The sequence below is a fragment of the Micromonospora fulviviridis genome (assembly GCF_014648395.1).
Lineage (GTDB): Bacteria > Actinomycetota > Actinomycetes > Mycobacteriales > Micromonosporaceae > Micromonospora > Micromonospora fulviviridis.
Genome location: NZ_BMRA01000006.1, coordinates 152,950 through 170,447, shown reverse-complemented (window position 1 = coordinate 170,447; position 17,498 = coordinate 152,950). Strand labels below are relative to the sequence as shown.

The 17,498-nt window shown below is 69.9% G+C and carries 15 protein-coding genes and 1 pseudogene; 9 read left to right on the top strand and 7 right to left on the bottom strand.

Features of this window, described 5'->3' with window-relative positions:
• Positions 1 to 67 precede the first annotated feature (67 nt).
• From IEY96_RS17630 to IEY96_RS17595, 8 genes are all read left to right on the top strand, one after another.
• Positions 68 to 928 (top strand): alpha/beta fold hydrolase, encoded by an 861-nt coding sequence (locus IEY96_RS17630; RefSeq protein ID WP_229791656.1) that lies wholly within the window; start codon positions 68 to 70, stop codon positions 926 to 928.
• A complete protein-coding gene (locus IEY96_RS17625; protein WP_189195889.1) occupies positions 925 to 1,911 on the top strand; it encodes a VOC family protein in 987 nt (328 codons plus the stop codon). The genes IEY96_RS17630 and IEY96_RS17625 overlap by 4 nt, the downstream gene beginning before the upstream one ends.
• Positions 1,908 to 3,512 (top strand): bifunctional 3-(3-hydroxy-phenyl)propionate/3-hydroxycinnamic acid hydroxylase MhpA, encoded by a 1,605-nt coding sequence (gene mhpA, locus IEY96_RS17620; RefSeq protein ID WP_229791655.1) that lies wholly within the window; start codon positions 1,908 to 1,910, stop codon positions 3,510 to 3,512. Before IEY96_RS17625 ends, mhpA begins: the two co-directional genes overlap by 4 nt.
• Before the next feature lie 17 nt (positions 3,513 to 3,529).
• Entirely contained in the window at positions 3,530 to 5,077 is a 1,548-nt protein-coding gene (locus IEY96_RS17615) for a long-chain-fatty-acid--CoA ligase (protein ID WP_189195888.1), read from the top strand.
• 125 nt (positions 5,078 to 5,202) lie between these two features.
• On the top strand, positions 5,203 to 6,276 hold the full coding sequence (locus tag IEY96_RS17610; RefSeq protein WP_229791654.1) for a patatin-like phospholipase family protein: 1,074 nt from the start codon (positions 5,203 to 5,205) through the stop codon (positions 6,274 to 6,276).
• A 68-nt stretch (positions 6,277 to 6,344) separates the two neighbouring features.
• The gene (locus tag IEY96_RS17605) at positions 6,345 to 7,577 is read left to right on the top strand and encodes an AI-2E family transporter (protein ID WP_229791653.1); all 1,233 of its coding nucleotides are present in this window, start codon (positions 6,345 to 6,347) and stop codon (positions 7,575 to 7,577) included.
• Positions 7,578 to 8,118: 541 nt separating this feature from the next.
• Positions 8,119 to 8,490 (top strand): VOC family protein, encoded by a 372-nt coding sequence (locus tag IEY96_RS17600; RefSeq protein ID WP_373293602.1) that lies wholly within the window; start codon positions 8,119 to 8,121, stop codon positions 8,488 to 8,490.
• A 689-nt stretch (positions 8,491 to 9,179) separates the two neighbouring features.
• Positions 9,180 to 9,521, top strand: coding sequence for a DUF3995 domain-containing protein (locus IEY96_RS17595; protein WP_189195886.1), 342 nt, complete (start codon positions 9,180 to 9,182; stop codon positions 9,519 to 9,521).
• Between the two features lie 43 nt (positions 9,522 to 9,564).
• Here IEY96_RS17595 and IEY96_RS17590 read toward each other — a convergent pair whose 3' ends face one another.
• Both IEY96_RS17590 and IEY96_RS17585 read right to left on the bottom strand, forming a co-directional pair.
• The gene (locus IEY96_RS17590) at positions 9,565 to 10,155 is read right to left on the bottom strand and encodes a GNAT family N-acetyltransferase (RefSeq protein ID WP_189195885.1); all 591 of its coding nucleotides are present in this window, start codon (positions 10,153 to 10,155) and stop codon (positions 9,565 to 9,567) included.
• Positions 10,142 to 10,750, bottom strand: coding sequence for a GNAT family N-acetyltransferase (locus IEY96_RS17585; RefSeq protein WP_189195884.1), 609 nt, complete (start codon positions 10,748 to 10,750; stop codon positions 10,142 to 10,144). Before IEY96_RS17585 ends, IEY96_RS17590 begins: the two co-directional genes overlap by 14 nt.
• A gap of 269 nt (positions 10,751 to 11,019) precedes the next feature.
• Between IEY96_RS17585 and IEY96_RS17580 the strand changes: the two genes are divergently transcribed.
• On the top strand, positions 11,020 to 11,643 hold the full coding sequence (locus IEY96_RS17580) for an HIT family protein (protein WP_189195883.1): 624 nt from the start codon (positions 11,020 to 11,022) through the stop codon (positions 11,641 to 11,643).
• Between the two features lie 125 nt (positions 11,644 to 11,768).
• Here the strand turns inward: IEY96_RS17580 and IEY96_RS17575 are convergent.
• The 5 genes and pseudogenes from IEY96_RS17575 to IEY96_RS17555 form a co-directional block, all read right to left on the bottom strand.
• A pseudogene (locus tag IEY96_RS17575) lies at positions 11,769 to 11,891 on the bottom strand (winged helix-turn-helix transcriptional regulator); the annotation flags it as partial.
• 189 nt (positions 11,892 to 12,080) lie between these two features.
• The gene (locus IEY96_RS17570) at positions 12,081 to 13,772 is read right to left on the bottom strand and encodes a glycoside hydrolase family protein (protein WP_189195882.1); all 1,692 of its coding nucleotides are present in this window, start codon (positions 13,770 to 13,772) and stop codon (positions 12,081 to 12,083) included.
• A gap of 100 nt (positions 13,773 to 13,872) precedes the next feature.
• On the bottom strand, positions 13,873 to 14,874 hold the full coding sequence (locus IEY96_RS17565; RefSeq protein ID WP_189195881.1) for a substrate-binding domain-containing protein: 1,002 nt from the start codon (positions 14,872 to 14,874) through the stop codon (positions 13,873 to 13,875).
• A gap of 23 nt (positions 14,875 to 14,897) precedes the next feature.
• Positions 14,898 to 15,962, bottom strand: a complete 1,065-nt coding sequence (locus IEY96_RS17560) for an ABC transporter permease (RefSeq protein ID WP_189195880.1) — start codon at positions 15,960 to 15,962, stop codon at positions 14,898 to 14,900.
• Positions 15,959 to 17,497, bottom strand: coding sequence for a sugar ABC transporter ATP-binding protein (locus tag IEY96_RS17555; protein WP_189195879.1), 1,539 nt, complete (start codon positions 17,495 to 17,497; stop codon positions 15,959 to 15,961). The genes IEY96_RS17560 and IEY96_RS17555 overlap by 4 nt, the downstream gene beginning before the upstream one ends.
• Between the last annotated feature and the right edge of the window lies 1 nt (position 17,498).

Genomic DNA, 17,498 nt, shown 5'->3' with positions numbered 1-17,498 from the left:
CTTACCGTAGCGGCCACTACAACTGGAACGATCACTACATTAACAGCACCGGGTCGCGGGAGGTCAAGTGAGCGTCGAGGAAGTCACCGCAGATCAGCGGCTGGTGCCAGTCGGTGCGCGGCAGATCGCCGTCACCGAGCGGGGCGCCGGTGAGGCAGTGGTGCTCCTGCACGGCGGCGGGCCGGGGGCCTCCGGGATGTCGAACTACGCCCGTAACGTCGACGCACTCGCCCAGCGGTTCCGCGTGATCGTGCCGGACCTGCCCGGCTACGGCCGGTCCAGCAAGGACATCGACCAGTCCGACCCGTTCGGTGACCTCGCCGGCGCCGTCCGTGGGCTGCTGGACGCGCTCGGCATCGACCGGGCCCACCTGGTCGGCAACTCCTACGGTGGCGCCGCCGCGCTGCGGCTCACACTGGACCGGCCCGACCGGGTCCGGCGCCTGGTCCTCATGGGCCCGGGCGGGATCGGCACGACCCGACGCCCGCCGACTCCCGGCCTGAAGCGGCTGCTCGCCTACTACGGCGGCGACGGCCCGACCCGGGCCAAGCTCGAACGGTTCATCCGCGACGACCTGGTCCACGACGGCGCGGCCGTCCCCGCCGAGATGATCGAGGAGCGGTACCGGGCGAGCATCGTCCCGGAGGTGGTCGCCAACCCGCCGCTGCGGCGCCCCGCCGGGCTACGCACCCTGCTGCGGATGGACCTGCTACGCGACAAGCGGCTGTCCCGGGCCGCCACGCCGACGCTCGTGCTGTGGGGCGCCGACGACAAGGTCAACCGGCCGTCCGGCGGGCTGCTCCTCGCCGAGCGGATGCCCCACTGCGACCTGTACCTGGTCGCCGGGGCCGGCCACTGGGTGCAGTGGGAACGCCCGGACCTGTTCAACTCCCTGACCGCCGCCTTCCTCTCCGAGGAGTCCGAATGAACGTCTTCGGCAAGGTCCACCTGGGCTACCTGTGCGTCGAGACCACCCGGTTCGGTGACTGGCGCCGCTTCGGCGCCGACGGCGTCGGCCTGCACGTCGACGAGCTCGACCGCGACCGGATGCGCTTCCGGCTGGACGACCACGAGTGCCGCCTGCTGCTGCAACGTGGGCCCGCCGAGGATGTGACCACGGTCGGCTGGCACGTCAACGACCACGAGGCGTTCGACGACATCGTCGGCCGCGTCACCGCCCGCGGCGTCACCGTCGAGCAGGGCCACGACGAGGAGGCGGCGCTGCGCGGCGTGCATCGGCTGGTGCGCTTCCCCGGGCCGAAAGGCCTGGTCCAGGAGCTGTACACCACTCCGGTCACCACCACCGCCCCGCTGCACATGCAGGCCGGCGGCTTCGTCACCGGCGACGCCGGCATGGGCCACATCGCCATCACCTCCCGGCAGCCGGACGCCGTCCACCGCTACTACGACAACCTGCTCGACGCGCGGCTCAGCGACTTCATCGTCGAGACGATCAGCGCGGTGCGTTTCCGGATCCGGTTCCTGCGGGTCAACGGCCGCCACCACTCCGTCGCCGTGGCCAACACCGAGGGCCTGCGCGTCGACCCGATCCGCACCGCTATCCAGCACCTCAACATCCAGGCGGCCACGTTGGACGACATGACCACCTCCTACCAGCGTCTCAAGCAGCTCGGCTTCACCATGGCCCTGGGCATCGGGCAGCACACCAACGACAAGGAGCTCTCCTACTACGTCCGCACGCCGTCCGGCTTCGAGTGGGAGGTCGGCTGGAATCCGATCGTCGTGGACGAGGCCACCTGGGAACCCACCACCCACCAGGGGATCAGCATCTGGGGGCACACCCCCGAGGGCCGGACCGTCATCGACAAGCTCCACCAGTTCCGCCACGGCGCGGCCTCGCTACGCCGTACGGAGATCACCGTTCCGGCGCTGAGCGGAGCCACCGCGTGAACACCGAACTGCCCGAATACGACGTGATCATCGTCGGATACGGTCCGGTCGGCGTCACCGCCGCCAATCTGCTCGGCGGCATGGGTGTACGGGTGGCCGTGGTGGAGCGCGACGCCGCGATCTACCCTCGCGCGCGGGCGATCTCCACGGACGAGGAGACGATCCGGATCTGGCAGTGGACCGGCCTCGCGGAGCGGCTCAAGGAGGACATGCTCGCCGGCCGGCCGATCGACTTCGTCGACGCGCGCGGCCGGTCGTTCCTGAGCCTCGCCCCGGCCCCGCGGGGCAACGGGCACCCGCCGCAGCTGTTCATCTACCAGCCAGCCATGGAGCAGGTCCTCCGCGACGGTGTGGACCGCTACCCGAATGTCGACGTCCTCCTCGGCCACGACTGCGAGGCCGTCGAGCAGGATGGCGACAGTGTCACCGTCACCGCGCGGGACCTGACCGACGACACGCTCCGGACGCTGCGCGGGGCGTACCTGATCGCCGCCGACGGCGGCTCCAGCCCAATCCGGACCCGGCTGGGCGTCGGCTTCGCCGGCCGCACCTACCACGACCGGTGGGTCGTCATCGACGCCAAGGTCAAGCGGAACTGGGACACCGTCGACCGCCTGCGCTTCCACTGTGACCCCGCCCGGCCCGCCGTGGACTGCCCGACCCCGCTCGGCCACCACCGCTGGGAGTTTCCCGTCCTGCCCGGCGAGGACGAGCAGGCGCTGGTCAGCCACGACTACATCTGGCGGCTGCTGCGCCGCTACGGCCGGACGCCTGACGACGTCGAACTCCTCCGCGCGGTCGTCTACCGCCACCACGTCCGGTTCGCCGAACGCTGGCGCGTCGGCCGGATCTTCCTCGCCGGCGACGCCGCACACGCGATGCCGCCGTGGATCGGCGAGGGCATGTCCTCCGGCGTACGCGACGCGGGCAACCTGTGCTGGAAGCTGGCCGCGGTCCTGCGCGGCGAGCTACCCGATGACGTGCTGGACAGCTACGAGGTCGAGCGCAGTCCACACGTGCGGGAGATGACCGCGCAGGCGGTCCGCTTCGGGCGCATCATCACCGAGCGGCGTCCCGGGCTCACGGCCCTGCGCAACATCGCGTTCCGGACGGCCATGCGAATCCCTGCCGTCCGCGCGTACATGCAGGAGGCCAGGTGGTTCCCGGACACCAGCTACCGGCAGGGGTTGCTGAACCAGCACGGTGGAAACCCGGCGGTCGGCGAACAGCTCCCACAGCCCTGGGTCCGGACGGACGGCGGTGACCGGGCCCGTCTCGACGACGTGCTCGCCGGTCGGTGGACGCTGTTGCACACCGGCTCGGCGCGGCCGTGGTCGGCCTGGGCGGCCGGCGGCATCCGGTGCCTGCAGGTCATGCCGGCAGGCTCCACCCCCGCGGCCGGCACGATCGTGGACGACGAGGACGTGCTCATCCCCTGGATGCGCGGGCACCGTGCCACCGTGCTGGCCGTGCGCCCAGATGCCATCGTCTACGCCGCCGCCACCGGCGGCGCCGACCTGCCCCGCCCACCGGTCGTCGCCGCGCCACCGGTGCCCGTCGAGGATCAGACGCCACCGTCCGCCGCGACGACGATCCCCTGACCCCAAGGAGAGCCGACATGCTCAACCTGGCGCTCATGCTCGAAGGCAGCGCCGAGCGGCTGCCGAACCGTGACGCCGTCGTTCTCGGTGACACTCGCCTGTCGTACGCCGCGCTCAACGGTGCGGCGAACCAGGTCGCGAATCTTCTCCTCGAGAGCGGCATCCGGCCGGGCGACCGCGTGGCGCTGTCGTGCCCGAACCTTCCGCACTTCCCAATCGTCTACTACGGCATCCTGAAGGCGGGCGCCGTCGTCGTACCGCTGAACGTGCTGCTCAAGGCCGGTGAGATCGCCTACCACCTGCGGGACTCGGGCGCCAAGGCGTACTTCTGCTTCGAGGGCACTCCTGAGCTGCCCATGGGGGCCGAGGGCTGGCAGGGATTCGGCAGTGTCCCCGGATGCGACCACCTCTTTCTCATCACCGCGGACCTTCGGTCGCCGAGCCCGATCGAGGGCGCCCGCACGCTGGGCTCCGCACTCGACGGCAGGTCCTCCCGGTTCGAGACCGTGGTTACTGAGGCCACGGACACCGCGGTGATCCTCTACACCAGCGGGACGACGGGACAGCCCAAGGGCGCCGAACTGACCCACGCCAACATGGTCATGAACGCCCTCTCGTGCTGGCGCCTCTTCGGCGCCGTCGATGACGACGTCCACCTGGTGACGCTGCCGCTCTTCCACTCATTCGGGCAGACGGTGCAGATGAACGCGGGCCTGTACGGTGGTGCCACCCTGGTTCTCCTCCCCCGGTTCGACGCCGCGACGGCACTGGCGCTGATGGAGCGGGAGCGCGTCACCTTCTTCGCCGGCGTGCCGACGATGTACTGGGGCCTGCTCCAGGTGGGTCGGGAAAGGGTGGTTCCGGCGGTCCCGGCCAACCTGCGCATGGCGATCTCCGGCGGCGCCGCCCTTCCTGTGGAGATCCTCGAGCAGGTGGAGAAGGTCTACGGGGTCCGGATCCGGGAGGGCTACGGCCTCTCCGAGACCAGCCCCGTCGCGTCGTTCAACCACCCCGGCCGCCCGGCCAAGCCCGGATCGATCGGGCAGCCGATCTGGGGCGTGCAGATGAAACTCATCGACGCGGACGGGAACGAGGCCCCGGAGAGCGAGCAGGGCGAGATCGCCATCCGGGGTCACAACGTCATGAAGGGCTACCACGGCCGCCCCGACGCGACTGCGGAGGTGATCCGGGACGGGTGGTTCCGCACGGGTGACGTCGCCCACCGCGACGAGGACGGCTACTACTTCATCGTCGACCGGGCCAAGGACATGATCGTCCGCGGTGGCTTCAACGTGTACCCCCGCGAAATCGAAGAAGTCCTCATGACGCACCCCGACGTGAGCCTGGCGGCCGTGGTCGGCGTGCCGCACGAGTCGCACGGCGAGGAGGTGAAGGCCTTCGTCATCCGCGACCCGGGATCACGGCTGACCGAGGGCGAGCTGGTGGACTGGTGCAGGGAGCGGATGGCGGGCTACAAGTACCCCCGGCTCGTCGAGTTTCGCGATGAACTGCCCATGACCTCCACGGGCAAGATCCTGAAGCGCAAGCTTCGCGACGAGGCGTGAACTGAAGCCACGGATGTCGAGGGCTGGGTTCAGCGGGGCCGCACGCACCGTGGGCCCAGCCCGCAAGGGCTGCCGACACAGCGAGCGAAGTCCCGAGACCGGATATCCGGACCTCCGTTTCGTGATTGAGTGTCAGCAGCGACGGCGGTGTCTTTGAGCCTGCCCGACATGCCGGGCAGTTACGGCTCGACCTCCTCGACATCGAAGCGTCGCCCAACCCGGGTTGGAGCAGTGGACGGTGTGACGTGCGGATCGCGGTGGCACTCGGCGCAGGCGGAGCGCGCGGCTATGCGCACATCGGGGTGATCCAGGTTCTTCAGGAGCGTGGGTTCGACATCGTTGCGATCGCCGGTTCTTCCATGGGCGCCCTCGTCGGAGGGCTGTATGCAGCCGGCAAGCTCGACGCCTACGCCGACTGGGTGAGCACCATCGGCCAGCGCGACGTGCTGCGCCTGCTCGACCCAGCGGTGGGCGCGCCGGGCGCGATCCGGGCCGAGAAGCTCATGGCCCGGGTCAGGGAACTGCTCGACGGCGTACGCATCGAGCAGTTGCCCGTGCCCTTCACGGCGGTAGCAACGGACCTGCGGGCCGGCCGAGCCGTGTGGTTTCAGCACGGCCCGGTGGACGTCGCGGTGCGGGCCTCCATCGCACTGCCGCCCGCGATCACGCCGGTCATCATCAACGGCCGGCTCCTCGCCGACGGTGGCCTGATGGAGCCGCTGCCGATGGCACCGACCACCTTCATGCCGGCCGATACGGTCGTCGCCGTGTCCCACAAGCCTGCTGGGGGCGACTCCCACCCCGGGGCAACTGTCCGGGAATCGGCCGACCCGCCGGGACAAGGAGGGCGGGACCACCCGCGGGGCCCCGCCGGAGTCGTAGACCGGGTGATCTCCCGAGGCGGCGCATCGGGTGACGGCAGCCCGGCGGCGGACGCCTCCGCGGAAACCATCACCACCGAAGACGGCGGACTTGGTCAACTCCCCGCCGGCCTTCGCGCATCCGACGTCATGAGCATGTCATTGGAGGCCGTACGGGGTCTTCTCATCCGCTACCAGTTGGCCAGCTACCCGCCGGACCTGTTAATCGAGGTACCGGCGAACGGCGTCCACACGTACGACTTCCACCGTGCGACCGAGATGATCGAAGCTGGCCGGCGGGCGGCGTTCGAAGCCCTCGCGGGAAGCCCGTTCGCCTGACGGTCCCATCAGAGATCGAGAACACTCTGCTGGTGTTTCGCTTGTTACGTGGAGGGTAGCCGCGTCCGGTGAGCGACGCCGACGACCGGTCCATGGCACGCCGGGCACTGATCGCCATCGGTCTGGTCCTCGCCACTGCGGCCGGGTTGGCGTTGGTGTGGGAGACCCGGCGGGTGCTGATGTGGTTGGTGGTCGCCGCGTTCTTCGCGGTGGCCCTGAATCCGCTGGTGGATCGGGTGCAACGCCGGCTCGTTCGGCGTCGGGCGGCGGCCACGCTGGTCGTGTTCCTGGCCAGCTTCGTGGCGCTCGCCGCGCTCGGCGTGCTCATCGTGGTGCCCCTGTTGGACGAGCTCGCCCGATTCACCGACCGGGCGCCGCACCTGTTGCGCGAGGCTCGGGCCGGGCGAGGACCGGTCGGCGAACTGCTGGAGCGGTTCCACCTGCGACAGTACGCCGAGGCCCACGCCGACCAGTTCCAGCGCTTCGGTGGCAAGCTCGGCCGGTCGACGGTCGGGCTGGTCCGCGGGACGGTTCAGGGCGTCGCCGGAGCGCTGACGGTGGTGGTGCTGGCATACCTCATGGTGGTGCAGGGGCCGCGGATCACCGCCGGAACGCTGGCCCTGGCCGGCGGCGAGCAGGCGCAGCGGCTGCGCCGCATCGGCCGGGAGTCGGCGCGCACCATCACCGGCTACCTGAGCGGAAACCTCCTGATCAGCCTCATCTGTGGCCTGGCGACCTTCGTGGTGCTCGCGCTCACCGGCGTGCCGTTCGCCGCCGTGATCGCACTGTTGGTCGCCATCGCGGACCTGATTCCGCTCGTGGGGGCGACCCTCGGCGCCATCGTCGCGGGCGGTGCGGGCTTCCTGCACTCCCCCACCGCCGGGGTTGTCGTGCTGGTCTTCTTCGTGGTCTACCAGCAGGTCGAGAACCACCTGCTGCAACCGGTCGTCATGTCCCGCGCGGTCCGCCTGAACCCACTGACCGTGTTGGTCAGCGTTCTGCTCGCCGCGGAGCTGGGCGGCCTCCTCGGAGCCCTGCTGGCCATCCCGGCCGCCGGCATCGCGCAGATCCTGCTGCGTGAGTTCGTCCCCGCCAACCGACGAGCCGGCTCCGTGCCGGCAGCGGCCGGCCCCTCGGACCGCGCGGAGGGCGGCGGCCCGGACCAGCCGACGGGCGATCACCAGAGGGACGGTGGGACGGCCGGCAGCGTGCACGCCGGTCACCGGGACCGGGAGCGGATGCATGCGAATCGCCCCGACAGGCAGGACGGGTCGCAGGTTCGTGAGGGCCCGGCCGGGTAACCACCGCCATGGCCGCTGACCGGAACCCCCTGCCCCGCCCCGAGTAGGTGGCCGAGCAGGCCCGAGACCTGGCGACGCAGGCTGCCCGCTGCGGTGACAAGGCCGGCAGGCTGCGGCGTTGATGATTTCGATGGTGGCGGAACGCTTGTGCGGGTCCACGCCGATGATGACCTGAGCCATCCTGTCCTCCCTCGATCCGACGGTGTTCGCCGACGGCAGGGCAGCGCTACCTTGAGCCGGGCAGTCCCCTCCCGAGCCTCTCTCCGCCGCGGTGACCGACGGGGCGCACGCCAGATGAGAGCCACACCAAACAGCAGTGGGCAGCCGCGATCAGAGCGACCCCACCGGTCACCTCGACCAAAACTGGCCGGGCCGCGGTCATACCACCAGTCAACAGGTAGGCGCTGTCCACCTGGTAGCTATCCCTTGTGACGTTGACCGACGATGAACGCACAAGGTCCAGACCCAAAGGTTCCCTGAGCCGAAAGCGGCCATACTGAACATGCCGGCCCGGGGCCCGACCACAAAGGAGGTGGCCGCTTTGCCGTTCGGTCGGCTCCACCATCTGATCGTCGACTGCCCGGATCCGATGGTTGAGGCACGGTTCTGGAGCGCAGTCCTCGGCGACCCGATCACCTACGCGGACGAGGACTTCGTCGTCGTGTCGGCCAGCACGTCGGCGTCCGGGCTAGCGTTTCAGCGCGCCGCCGACCTGACGCCGCCCACGTGGCCCGAGTCGGCAGTGCCGCAGCAGATGCACCTCGACGTGATGGTTGACGACCAGGCTACGGCGGGGCAGGCAGTGCTCGCGCTGGGCGCGCGGCGGTTGCCCGGCGATCACGTTTACGCCGATCCGGCAGGCCACCCGTTTTGCCTGATCAGACGCCCTACCTGGGCACCGCCCGTGAACTGAACCTCAGCCCTCGCTCGTGCTCAGGACCGGCGCGGCTCGCTGCGGCAGCCGCCTGGTCGTCCCGTCGAGCGGCAACTGCCAGGCCGGCCATCGGGTCCGCAATGAGATCCGTGCGGGTCTGCATGCGCGCTCCCCCGGTCTGCCGCGACTACGCCACCGCGAAAACAGCGTCAACCAGGCCAGCGGCCGCTGAGCATCGTTGTGCTCCGCCGACGCTGCCCGCTCCCACGCCGCGAGTGCGGGGTGACTTCCGACGCTCACCGGGCCTGGTCAACGCAATCCGCTCCGCGCCCACCCGTCGTAGCCGCCGCACGGGCAACACCCGGGCCGAACGCAGTGACTGTTGAACCGAGCATGTCCACCGTGGTCGACGTCCAACCGCAAGCCGACGAGCCGCCGCTCGAGCGCTCGGCCATCAGTTCGGGGCGCATGCTGCTGGTTTGCGGTCACGCCGTGTTGGGTGTGCGCGAGAATTCGAGCCCCTCTCGTAGGGGAGATGAATCCCTCAAGGGCGGGAGGCGTCATGGCGCCGGGGTCGGCGATCTTGGTGGTATGAGAGTTCACGCCAGGCTTCGTTGGGCGTACGGCACGGTCGCGTGGCTGATGTTTTTCGTCGTGTCTCACGTGGTAGCGGTGCTTTTCCCGGTGACGATCCGACCGGCGACGGACCGTGGAGCCTGAGGGCGTACGTGATCTTCAACGTCATTCTCATCCTCATGTCGGTCGTCGGGGCGGCTGTCGTTGTAGCCACCGTCCGGCCATGGGGACGACTCGCACCTCGGTGGATGCTCCTCACGCCGCTGTGGTTTGGCAGCACGCTACTCGTCGTCCGGGGAGTTCCCGGGATGGTCGAAAACCTGCTCATGGCCACAGGCATCCGCCGAGGCGGCTTTGTGGGGGCGGAAGACATCTCCACGGCTGAGCTCTGGGCCGGCGTTGGGATCAACACCTATTTCTTTACTGGCGCGGTGCTGCTCACCGTTACAACGGTCTCCTACTTCCGCCGATCACGGGGAGGCAGCCACGGCTGATCGCCATGGTTCCGCAGCCAGGTCATCCTCAACTGCCGCCGACCTATCTCGGCGTTGTGAGGCGGCGGTTGAGTTCCGTCCGGGCGGCGGGCCACTCGCTCGCGATGATCGAATAGACGACAGTGTCGCGCACGGTTCCATCGGGCATGATCTTGTGGCTGCGCAGGATTCCGTCTTGCTTGGCGCCGAGGCGTTCGATCGCCTTGCGGGAGCGGTGGTTGAGCCAGTGGGCGCGGAACTCCACCGCGATGCAGCCCATGTCGTCGAAGGCGCGGGTCAGTAGGAGGAGTTTGCAGGCTGCGTTGATACCGGTTCCCTGCTGGGAGGCTGCGTACCAGGTGTAGCCGATCTCGGCGCGGCGGTTGGCTGCGTCGATGTGGCACAAGCTGGTCATGCCCACCGCCTGGCCGGCGTCGGACAGGCACACGGCGAAGGGCTGGGTGGTGCCCGCCGACCGTTCGGCGATGAACCGCCTGACCGTCCCGCCCATGGTGTCGGGGTTGGGAACGCTCGTGAAGAACAGTTCCCAGAGGTTTCCGTCGCTGGCCGCCTCGATCAAGTCGGGCACGTGGGACTCGGTCAGCGGCTGCAACTCCACGCCGTAGCCGCGCAATCCTGCCTCAGCAAGCGTCACGTCGTGCCTCCCACATCTCGCGGGTCATCTCGTACTCGACATCCGCTCCGGGCAGCGGGGCATCCCCACGCGGGACGTAGGTGCGCACGTACCGCATGCCGATGCTCTCCATCACCCGGCGAGACCCGGTGTTCACGGCCATGGTCTGCGCGATCACCCGGCTCTGCCCGACGGTGTCGAAGGCATGCCGGAGCAACGCGCGGGATGCCTCGCTCGCCAAGCCTTTCTGCCAGTGCCGGCGGACGACGCGGTAACCCAGGTCTGTGACAGTCGGGTCGTCAGGTTGATCGGGGCCGTGCGCCGGCGGAAGCATCATCAGCCCGATGAACTCACCGTCGTCCTCACTCGCCGGCGGCCTCGAGCCACGGGCACCGCCATCAGAGCCGAACGCCACCCAATAGCCCAGGGCCTCCACCTTGCCTGCCAAGGCCATTCGCTGCGCATGGGATGCGATCACCTCATCCCTGGATCGCGCCCGGCCGCAGATGTAGCGAAGCACCTCCGGGTCGGAGTCGAGTTGGATCTCCAACCCAAGGTGCCTGTCGGCAAGCGGAACCAGCAGCAGACGGTCCGTACGCAAGATCGGCTGGGGCATGCGGCAACGATCGCATGACGGCGCCGGCGGGTGCGATCCGATTCTTCTGCAGGTCAGACGCAGTCATTTAGCCCCTCGGTGCGCCTGCCGCGGGCGGTCGTCACAGCGCGTGAGCTTCCCTTGGCGTTGGCGGGCCCGCTCATAGCCGACAAGAGGGTTCCCACGGCCAGTCCGTGCCATCGAGCGTGTTGCCACCCGTCGAGCCGTGGCGGTCCGGCGCCGTTATAGGGGTGGATACGGTGGATCTTGGTTGTACTAGTCTTCGCGCCATGGCCTTGCGTCCCGATGAGTTCTATGAGCATGCGGTGGCTGTCGCAGACGGCGAGCGGCGGCTTCCGCTGGCGCGTATGACGGGATGGGACATCAGCCCGTTCGAACAGGATGGATTGCGCGTCGCGCCGCTGCGCCCGCCGATGCTGCCCGAGCCCGCCCGGCACGGCGAGGATCCGGCGCAGTGCCGGAACTGCCAGGAGCGCGACGAGGGAATCTGGTTCAACGATCGCTGGCGCCTGGCCCGCGTCCCGGGAGTGGGCGTGCCGCTGGTGCTGATGCTGTACCCGCGCGATCACTATGACATGGCGGATCTTCCCGACGATCTCGCCGCGGAGCTGGGACTGCTGACCACGCGAATCGTCCGCCACGTGCAGGCTCTGCCGCACATCTCGCGAGCCCACGTCTACCGCATCGGCGACGGCGGCGCGCACCTGCACGTCTGGTTCTTCGCCCGCCCGGAGGGCCAGGCGCAGCTGTACGGATCCTGGCTGGTCGTCTGGGACGATCTCCTGCCGGAGTATCCCGCCGACGTCGCCGAGGCGGACGCCGCGATCGTGGCTGATGCCCTGGTCGCCTCACATGGGGGGCGCCGATCGGCTGCCACCCCACCGCGTGCGTGACCGGCAGATCCGCAGCAGCAGCCGCTTCCGTCTGCTCGCTCGGTCCTCGACCGCTCTGACCTGTCAGACGACGGGGCACAGCCAGCGGACGCTCGTGTCGGGCCTTGGGGTGAGCCGGTAGACGGGGGAAAGTCCTTCTGGCGGCGGCACTCGATCAGCTCGTTCAGTGCCAGCCTGGCCAGCCTTTCGCTCAAGACCTTCGCGCTCAGCTTGGGCAGCGCGGCCCGTAGCTGGCTGGAGGAGCGGGGCCGGGATCGGCGGATGAGGGTTCAGGACTCCCCTACTCTGCCCAGCATCCTCGCTACGGGTACGCCGCCGTCTCAGATGAGCCCGTGAGCGAGCATCGACTCGGCTACGAGCCGGAAGCCGTCGACGTCAATAGCGCCGACTCCCGCGGTCCGGCCACGTGCTGCGGTGGCCGGCCGCGGGGCCGGAGGCTACGCCGTGCCGTTGAGAGAAGCCGCTAGGGCCTCTGCGAACCCGGTGTCGGCGGGCGCGCCGCTCACGCCGATGCGCCAGGTCCCGCCGGGGAGGTCTCCCACCGGCAGTGACCGCCCGCCGGGCTGCCACAGGGGCTGCCAGGCGATCGAGCCGCTCGGCCGGTTGAACCACCGGTTGTCCTCGCTCCAGGCCGACCCGTCCCGGTACGCGACCGCCAGCGTGGTCGTGTCGTCCGTGGCGAGCGTCCACCGGGTGAAGCCCGCCGCGTCCCCGTCGCGATCGGCGCCGGCCGGGTCCGCGAGCCGGGGCAGGGCCGAGTCGACGTTCCAGGCGGCCTCCCAGACCGGCGCGCTGGTCGTGCCGGTCACGTGCCAGGCGAGGTCGACATCCACCGTGGTCCGTGCGAACCGGAAGCGCCAGTCGACGGTCACGGGCTCGTCGCCGAGCGGGATTCCGGCCAGGAGCACGTCCGTGCCGTCGGGCGACACCGTCACGTTCCGGGCGGCGCCCGCCGTGTCGGTGGGACCGAAGGTGCCGACCGCGAGGTAGGGCGCCGTGGAACGGAACGACGAGTCCGTCACGGGCCGGTACGCGCCTCGGCCGGTCGGGTCGGCCTCGTAGGAGACCAGCCGGGACTCGGGCGCGGTCTGCACGACGGCGCGGTAGTAGGGCGTGCTGACGAGCCGCCCCTTCGTCACCACCGGCGTACGCCAGTTCAGCGGCGCCAGCCAGAGCCCGCCGTGACCCCAGCCGGCGCCCGTGACATACCACTGGCCGGTGCCGGAGTCGTCCTTGACCACCTCGGCGGCGTGCGCCTCGATCCGGCCGGCGAGCTGGTCGACGGTGAAGTGGAACGGGTCCTCGCTGCGGTACACGCGGGTGTCCTGGTAGCCGCTCTCACAGCAGACGAAGAGATACCACGAGCTGCCGCGCTGCACCACGAACGGCGACTCGGTCGGCCCGCCGAAGGTGCCGATGGCCGGGTGCTCGAAGGCCGTCCGCCGGTCGCTCCAGTGCACGAGGTCAGGGCTCGTGCGGTAGGCGACGATGTGGTGGCCACCGGCCGGGGTGCTGTTGGCGGTGTAGTACATGACCCACTGGTCGCCGACCCGGGTCACCATCGGGTCCCGACCGTCGAAGCCGTCGGTGAAGAGCGGGTTGCCCGGATGCCGTGTCCAGGTCGTCAGGTCCTTGGACGTGGCGAGGTGCATCCGGTACGCCTCGTGGTCGGCGGTGCCGCCCGCGTAGAACATGTAGTAGGTGCCGCCGTGGAACAGCACGTACGGCGCCCAGATGTGTGTCTCCCCCGCGCTCGGGTCGGCCTCCAGGGCGAACGGCTGCTTCGTCCAGGGGCCACGGGGTGACGGCGCCGTGGCATGGCCGAAGAACTTCTCGTCCAATGGGTTGGCGGGCTCGGCGTGGGTGATCGCGAAGACGTGCCACAGGCCCGTCGCGCGGTCGCGCACCATGGTGTGGTCGTTGTAGTACCAGCGTTCGTTCTCGCCGACGCTGGGGTCGTACACATTCACGAACTCGCCGGCGGTGACCTGGACGGACCGGTTCTCGTACGGCTGGTTGCTCACCTCGGCGGTGTCGGCGGCCCGGGCCGGCGCCGGGGCGACGATCAGCCCCAGGGCGAGGGCGAGCAGCGCGGACAGCCGACCGAAGCGGGACGGTGGGCGGGGCATGCGAACCTCCAGAGCTCTACGGGTGGCGACGTGGCGCGCCGGACGGGCGCGCGACCGGCGCTGGTCCGCCGCCTGCCTCCGGCGGCGGACCAGCCCTGCCCTACTGCTTGCCGCCGAGCGTGGTGTAGACCTCCGCGGCGTTCTCCTTGGTGATCTGCTGGGTGCCGAGGGTGGTCGTCTTCGGCACGTCCTTGGCGCAGTCGACGAGGATCTTCTTGGCCAGGTCGATCGCCTCACGCCCGCCGGTCGGGTACTGGAACGTCGCCTGGAGGCGACCCTGCTCGACGGCCTTGATGCCGCCCGAGGGGACGGGCAGCGCGTCGATCCCGGTGAACTTGATCGCGGTCTCCTTGCCGGCCGCCTTCGCCGCCAGGTAGGCGCCCTCCGCCATCGGGTCGTTGTGCGAGTACACCGCGTCGATGTCCGGGTTCGCCTTGAGCATCGCGTCCATGACGCTCTGCCCCTTCTCCCGCAGCCACTCGGCGGTCTGGCTCGCCACGATCTCGATCTTCGGGTTGCTCGCGATGCCCTCCCGGAAGCCCTGGGCGCGCTCGGCGGCCGGGGTGGAGCCGGGCAGGCCGGAGATCTCCACGACCTTGCCGCCCTGCGGCAGCAGCGTCTTCGCGTAGTACTCGCCCGCCGCCTTTCCGATCGCGACGTTGTCGCCACCGATGAAGGCCGTGTAAGCGTCGCCCTCGACCTTGCGGTCCAGCACGATGACCGGGATCCCCTGGTCGTACGCCTTCTTGACCACCGCGGTCAGCGGCTTCGCCTCGTTCGGCGAGATGATCAGCAGGTTGATGCCCTGGGAGAGGAAGTTCTCCACGTCGGCCACCTGCTTGCTGTTGTCCTGGGCCGCGTCCGAGACGACCACCTTGAATCCGGGCACGGACTTCGCGGCGTTGGTCACGTCGTCGTTCATGACCTGCCGGTACGGCTCGGCGTTGTTGGCCTGGGACATGCCGATCAGGAAGTCCTTCCCGCTGCCGCACTTCGCCGAGGCGTCGGAGCTGCTGCCGGGATCGTCCTCGACGCTGCACGCTGAGGTGGCGACGAGCGCGGCCAGCGCCAGGATCGTGGCGGCTCTTCGGGCATAACGCATGGTTTCCTCCATTGGGTGGTGGGTCAGGCGATGCGAGGACGTAGCTTCTGCAAGGCGGCGGCAGCCACGATGACCAGGCCTTTGACGACCAGCTGCACGTTCGCGTCGATGTTGTTGAGAGCGAGGATGTTGTTGAGGATTCCGAGCAGCAGGGCGCCGGCGATGGTGCCGCCCATGGATCCGCTGCCGCCGGCAAGGCTCGTCCCGCCGATGACCACGGCCGCGATCGCGTCCAGTTCGTAGCCGGCGCCGTCGTTCGGGCTGCCCTGGTTGAGCTGCCCGGCGTGGATGATCCCGGCCAGCGCGGCGAGCAGGCCGGAGATCGCGAACACTGTGATGCGGACGCGGCGCACCGGCACCCCGGACAGCCGGGCGGCCTTCTCGTTGCCACCGATGGCGTACACGTGCCGGGCGAAGGCGGTGCTGCGCAGCACCAGCAGCGCACCGACTCCGATGGCGAGGAACAGCAGCGCCGGCACCGGGAGGATCCCGTTGATCGACCCGCTCAGCATCGAGAACGCCTGCGGCGCTTCCTGCGGCCCGTCACCGTAGGCGATGGGGATGCCCAGCCCGCCGGACCACATCCGGGCGATGCCGCGGGCCGCCTGCAGGCCGGCGAGGGTGACGATGAACGACTGGATGCCGAGCCGGGCGACGATCGCACCCTGGGTGGCGCCGAACGCGGTGCCGATGAACAGCACGATCAGGACCGTCGGCATGATCGCCATGCCGCTGTCGACCATCAGGGTGGCCGACCCGACCGCGGCGAGCCCGAGCACCGCCCCGACTGATAGGTCGATCCCGCCGATCAGGATCACGAACGTCATCCCGACCGCGATGATGCCGATCTCCGAGACCGCCCGGACGATGTTGGCCAGGTTCCCGGAGCTGAGGAAGACGCTCTCGCCGTTGCGGACGGGCGACACGGCGATGGCGATGACGAAGACGGCGACCAGGCCGAACAGGCTCTGGAACCGGAAGAAGCTGTCGACGATCGCGTGCCGGTCCTGCGGCAGCCGGATCGGCCGGCGGCGGGGCGGTGTCTCGGGTGGCGCTTCGGCGACGGCGGTGGGGTTGGGCGAGTTCATCGGGTCTCCTTGGCGTCGTCCCCGTTGGCCGCGGCGAGGATCGCTTGTTGGGTGGCGGACGCGCGGGGCAGCGCGGCCACGGTGCGACCGCGGTGCAGGACGACCACACGGTCACAGAGGCTGAGCAGCTCCGGTAGTTCGGACGAGGCGAGCAGGATCGCCATGCCGGTGTCGGCGAGTTGGTGCAGCAGCCGGTAGATCTCGGCCTTGGCCCCGATGTCGACGCCTCTGGTCGGCTCGTCGAGCAGCAGCAGCCGCGGTCGCGTCAGCAGTTGCTTGGCGAACACGACCTTCTGCTGGTTGCCGCCGGAGAGCGTGGCGGTGGCGACCGCGGGCGAGGCGGCCTTCACCGCCAGGGCGCTGAGCTGCCCGGCCACCGTCCGCTTCACCGCCTGCCGGCGTACGAGGCCGAGCGTCGTCAGTGTCGACAGCGCGGAGAGCACGACGTTGTCGGTCACCGAGTGCTCGAGCATCAGTCCGGCGCCACGCCGATCCTCGGGGACGAATGCCACCCCGCGCGCCAGGGCGGATCGTGGGCCGTGCGGGCGGTACGGGCGGCCGTCGATCGTCACCTGGCCGGCGCGGCGGCCGGAGCCCCCGGCGCCGAAGAGGGTTTCGAGCAGTTCGGTGCGGCCGGCGCCCATCAGCCCGGCGAGTCCGACAATTTCGCCGGCACGCACCGAGAGGTCGACACCGGCCGGCTCGGTCCGCCCGGGTGTGGGCCGGCGTGGCGTCACGGCGAGTCCGTGGACATCGAGCAGCACGTCCCCGGGCTCGTTGCGCCCCTCTCCGAAGAGCGCGTCGACCGACCGGCCGACCATCAGCTGGATGATGTCGTCGCGGGAGGCCGTCTTCGGGTCGACGCTGCCCGCGACGCTGCCGTTGCGCAGCACGGTGACCCGGTCCGCGACGACCTCGATCTCCGCCATCCGGTGCGAGATGTAGACGATGCCGACGCCGGCCCGGCGCAGTTCCGCGATCGTCGCGAAGAGGCGTTCGACCTCGGCGTCCGCCAGCGCGGCGGTCGGCTCGTCCATGATCAGCACCCGGGCGTCCAGCGACAGCGCCCGGCCGATCTCGACCAGTTGCTGCTCGCCTACGCGCAATGACCCGACGAGCCGCCGCGGGTCGAGGTCGGCGCCGAGCGCACGCAGGTGGTCCGTGGCCTGCCGGCGCATCCGCCGGATGTCGACGGTGCCCAGCCGGGTGCGTGGCTCGCGCCCGAGGAACATGTTCTCCGCGATGGAGAGCCCGGCCACCAGGTCCAGCTCCTGGTGGATAGTGGCGATACCAGCGCGCTGGGCGTCGGACGGGCCGGCGAAGCTCACCGGGCGCCCCTCGAGTTCGATGGCGCCGTCGTACTCGGTGATCACGCCGGAGAGGACGTTGATCAGTGTCGACTTGCCGGCCCCGTTCTCGCCGAGCAGCGCGTGCACCTCGCCCGCCCGGACGGTGAGGTCGATGTCGCGGCAGGCGTGCACACCGCCGAACCGCTTGCCGATGCCGGTCATCCGGACCAGCGGGCGTTCTGTCATG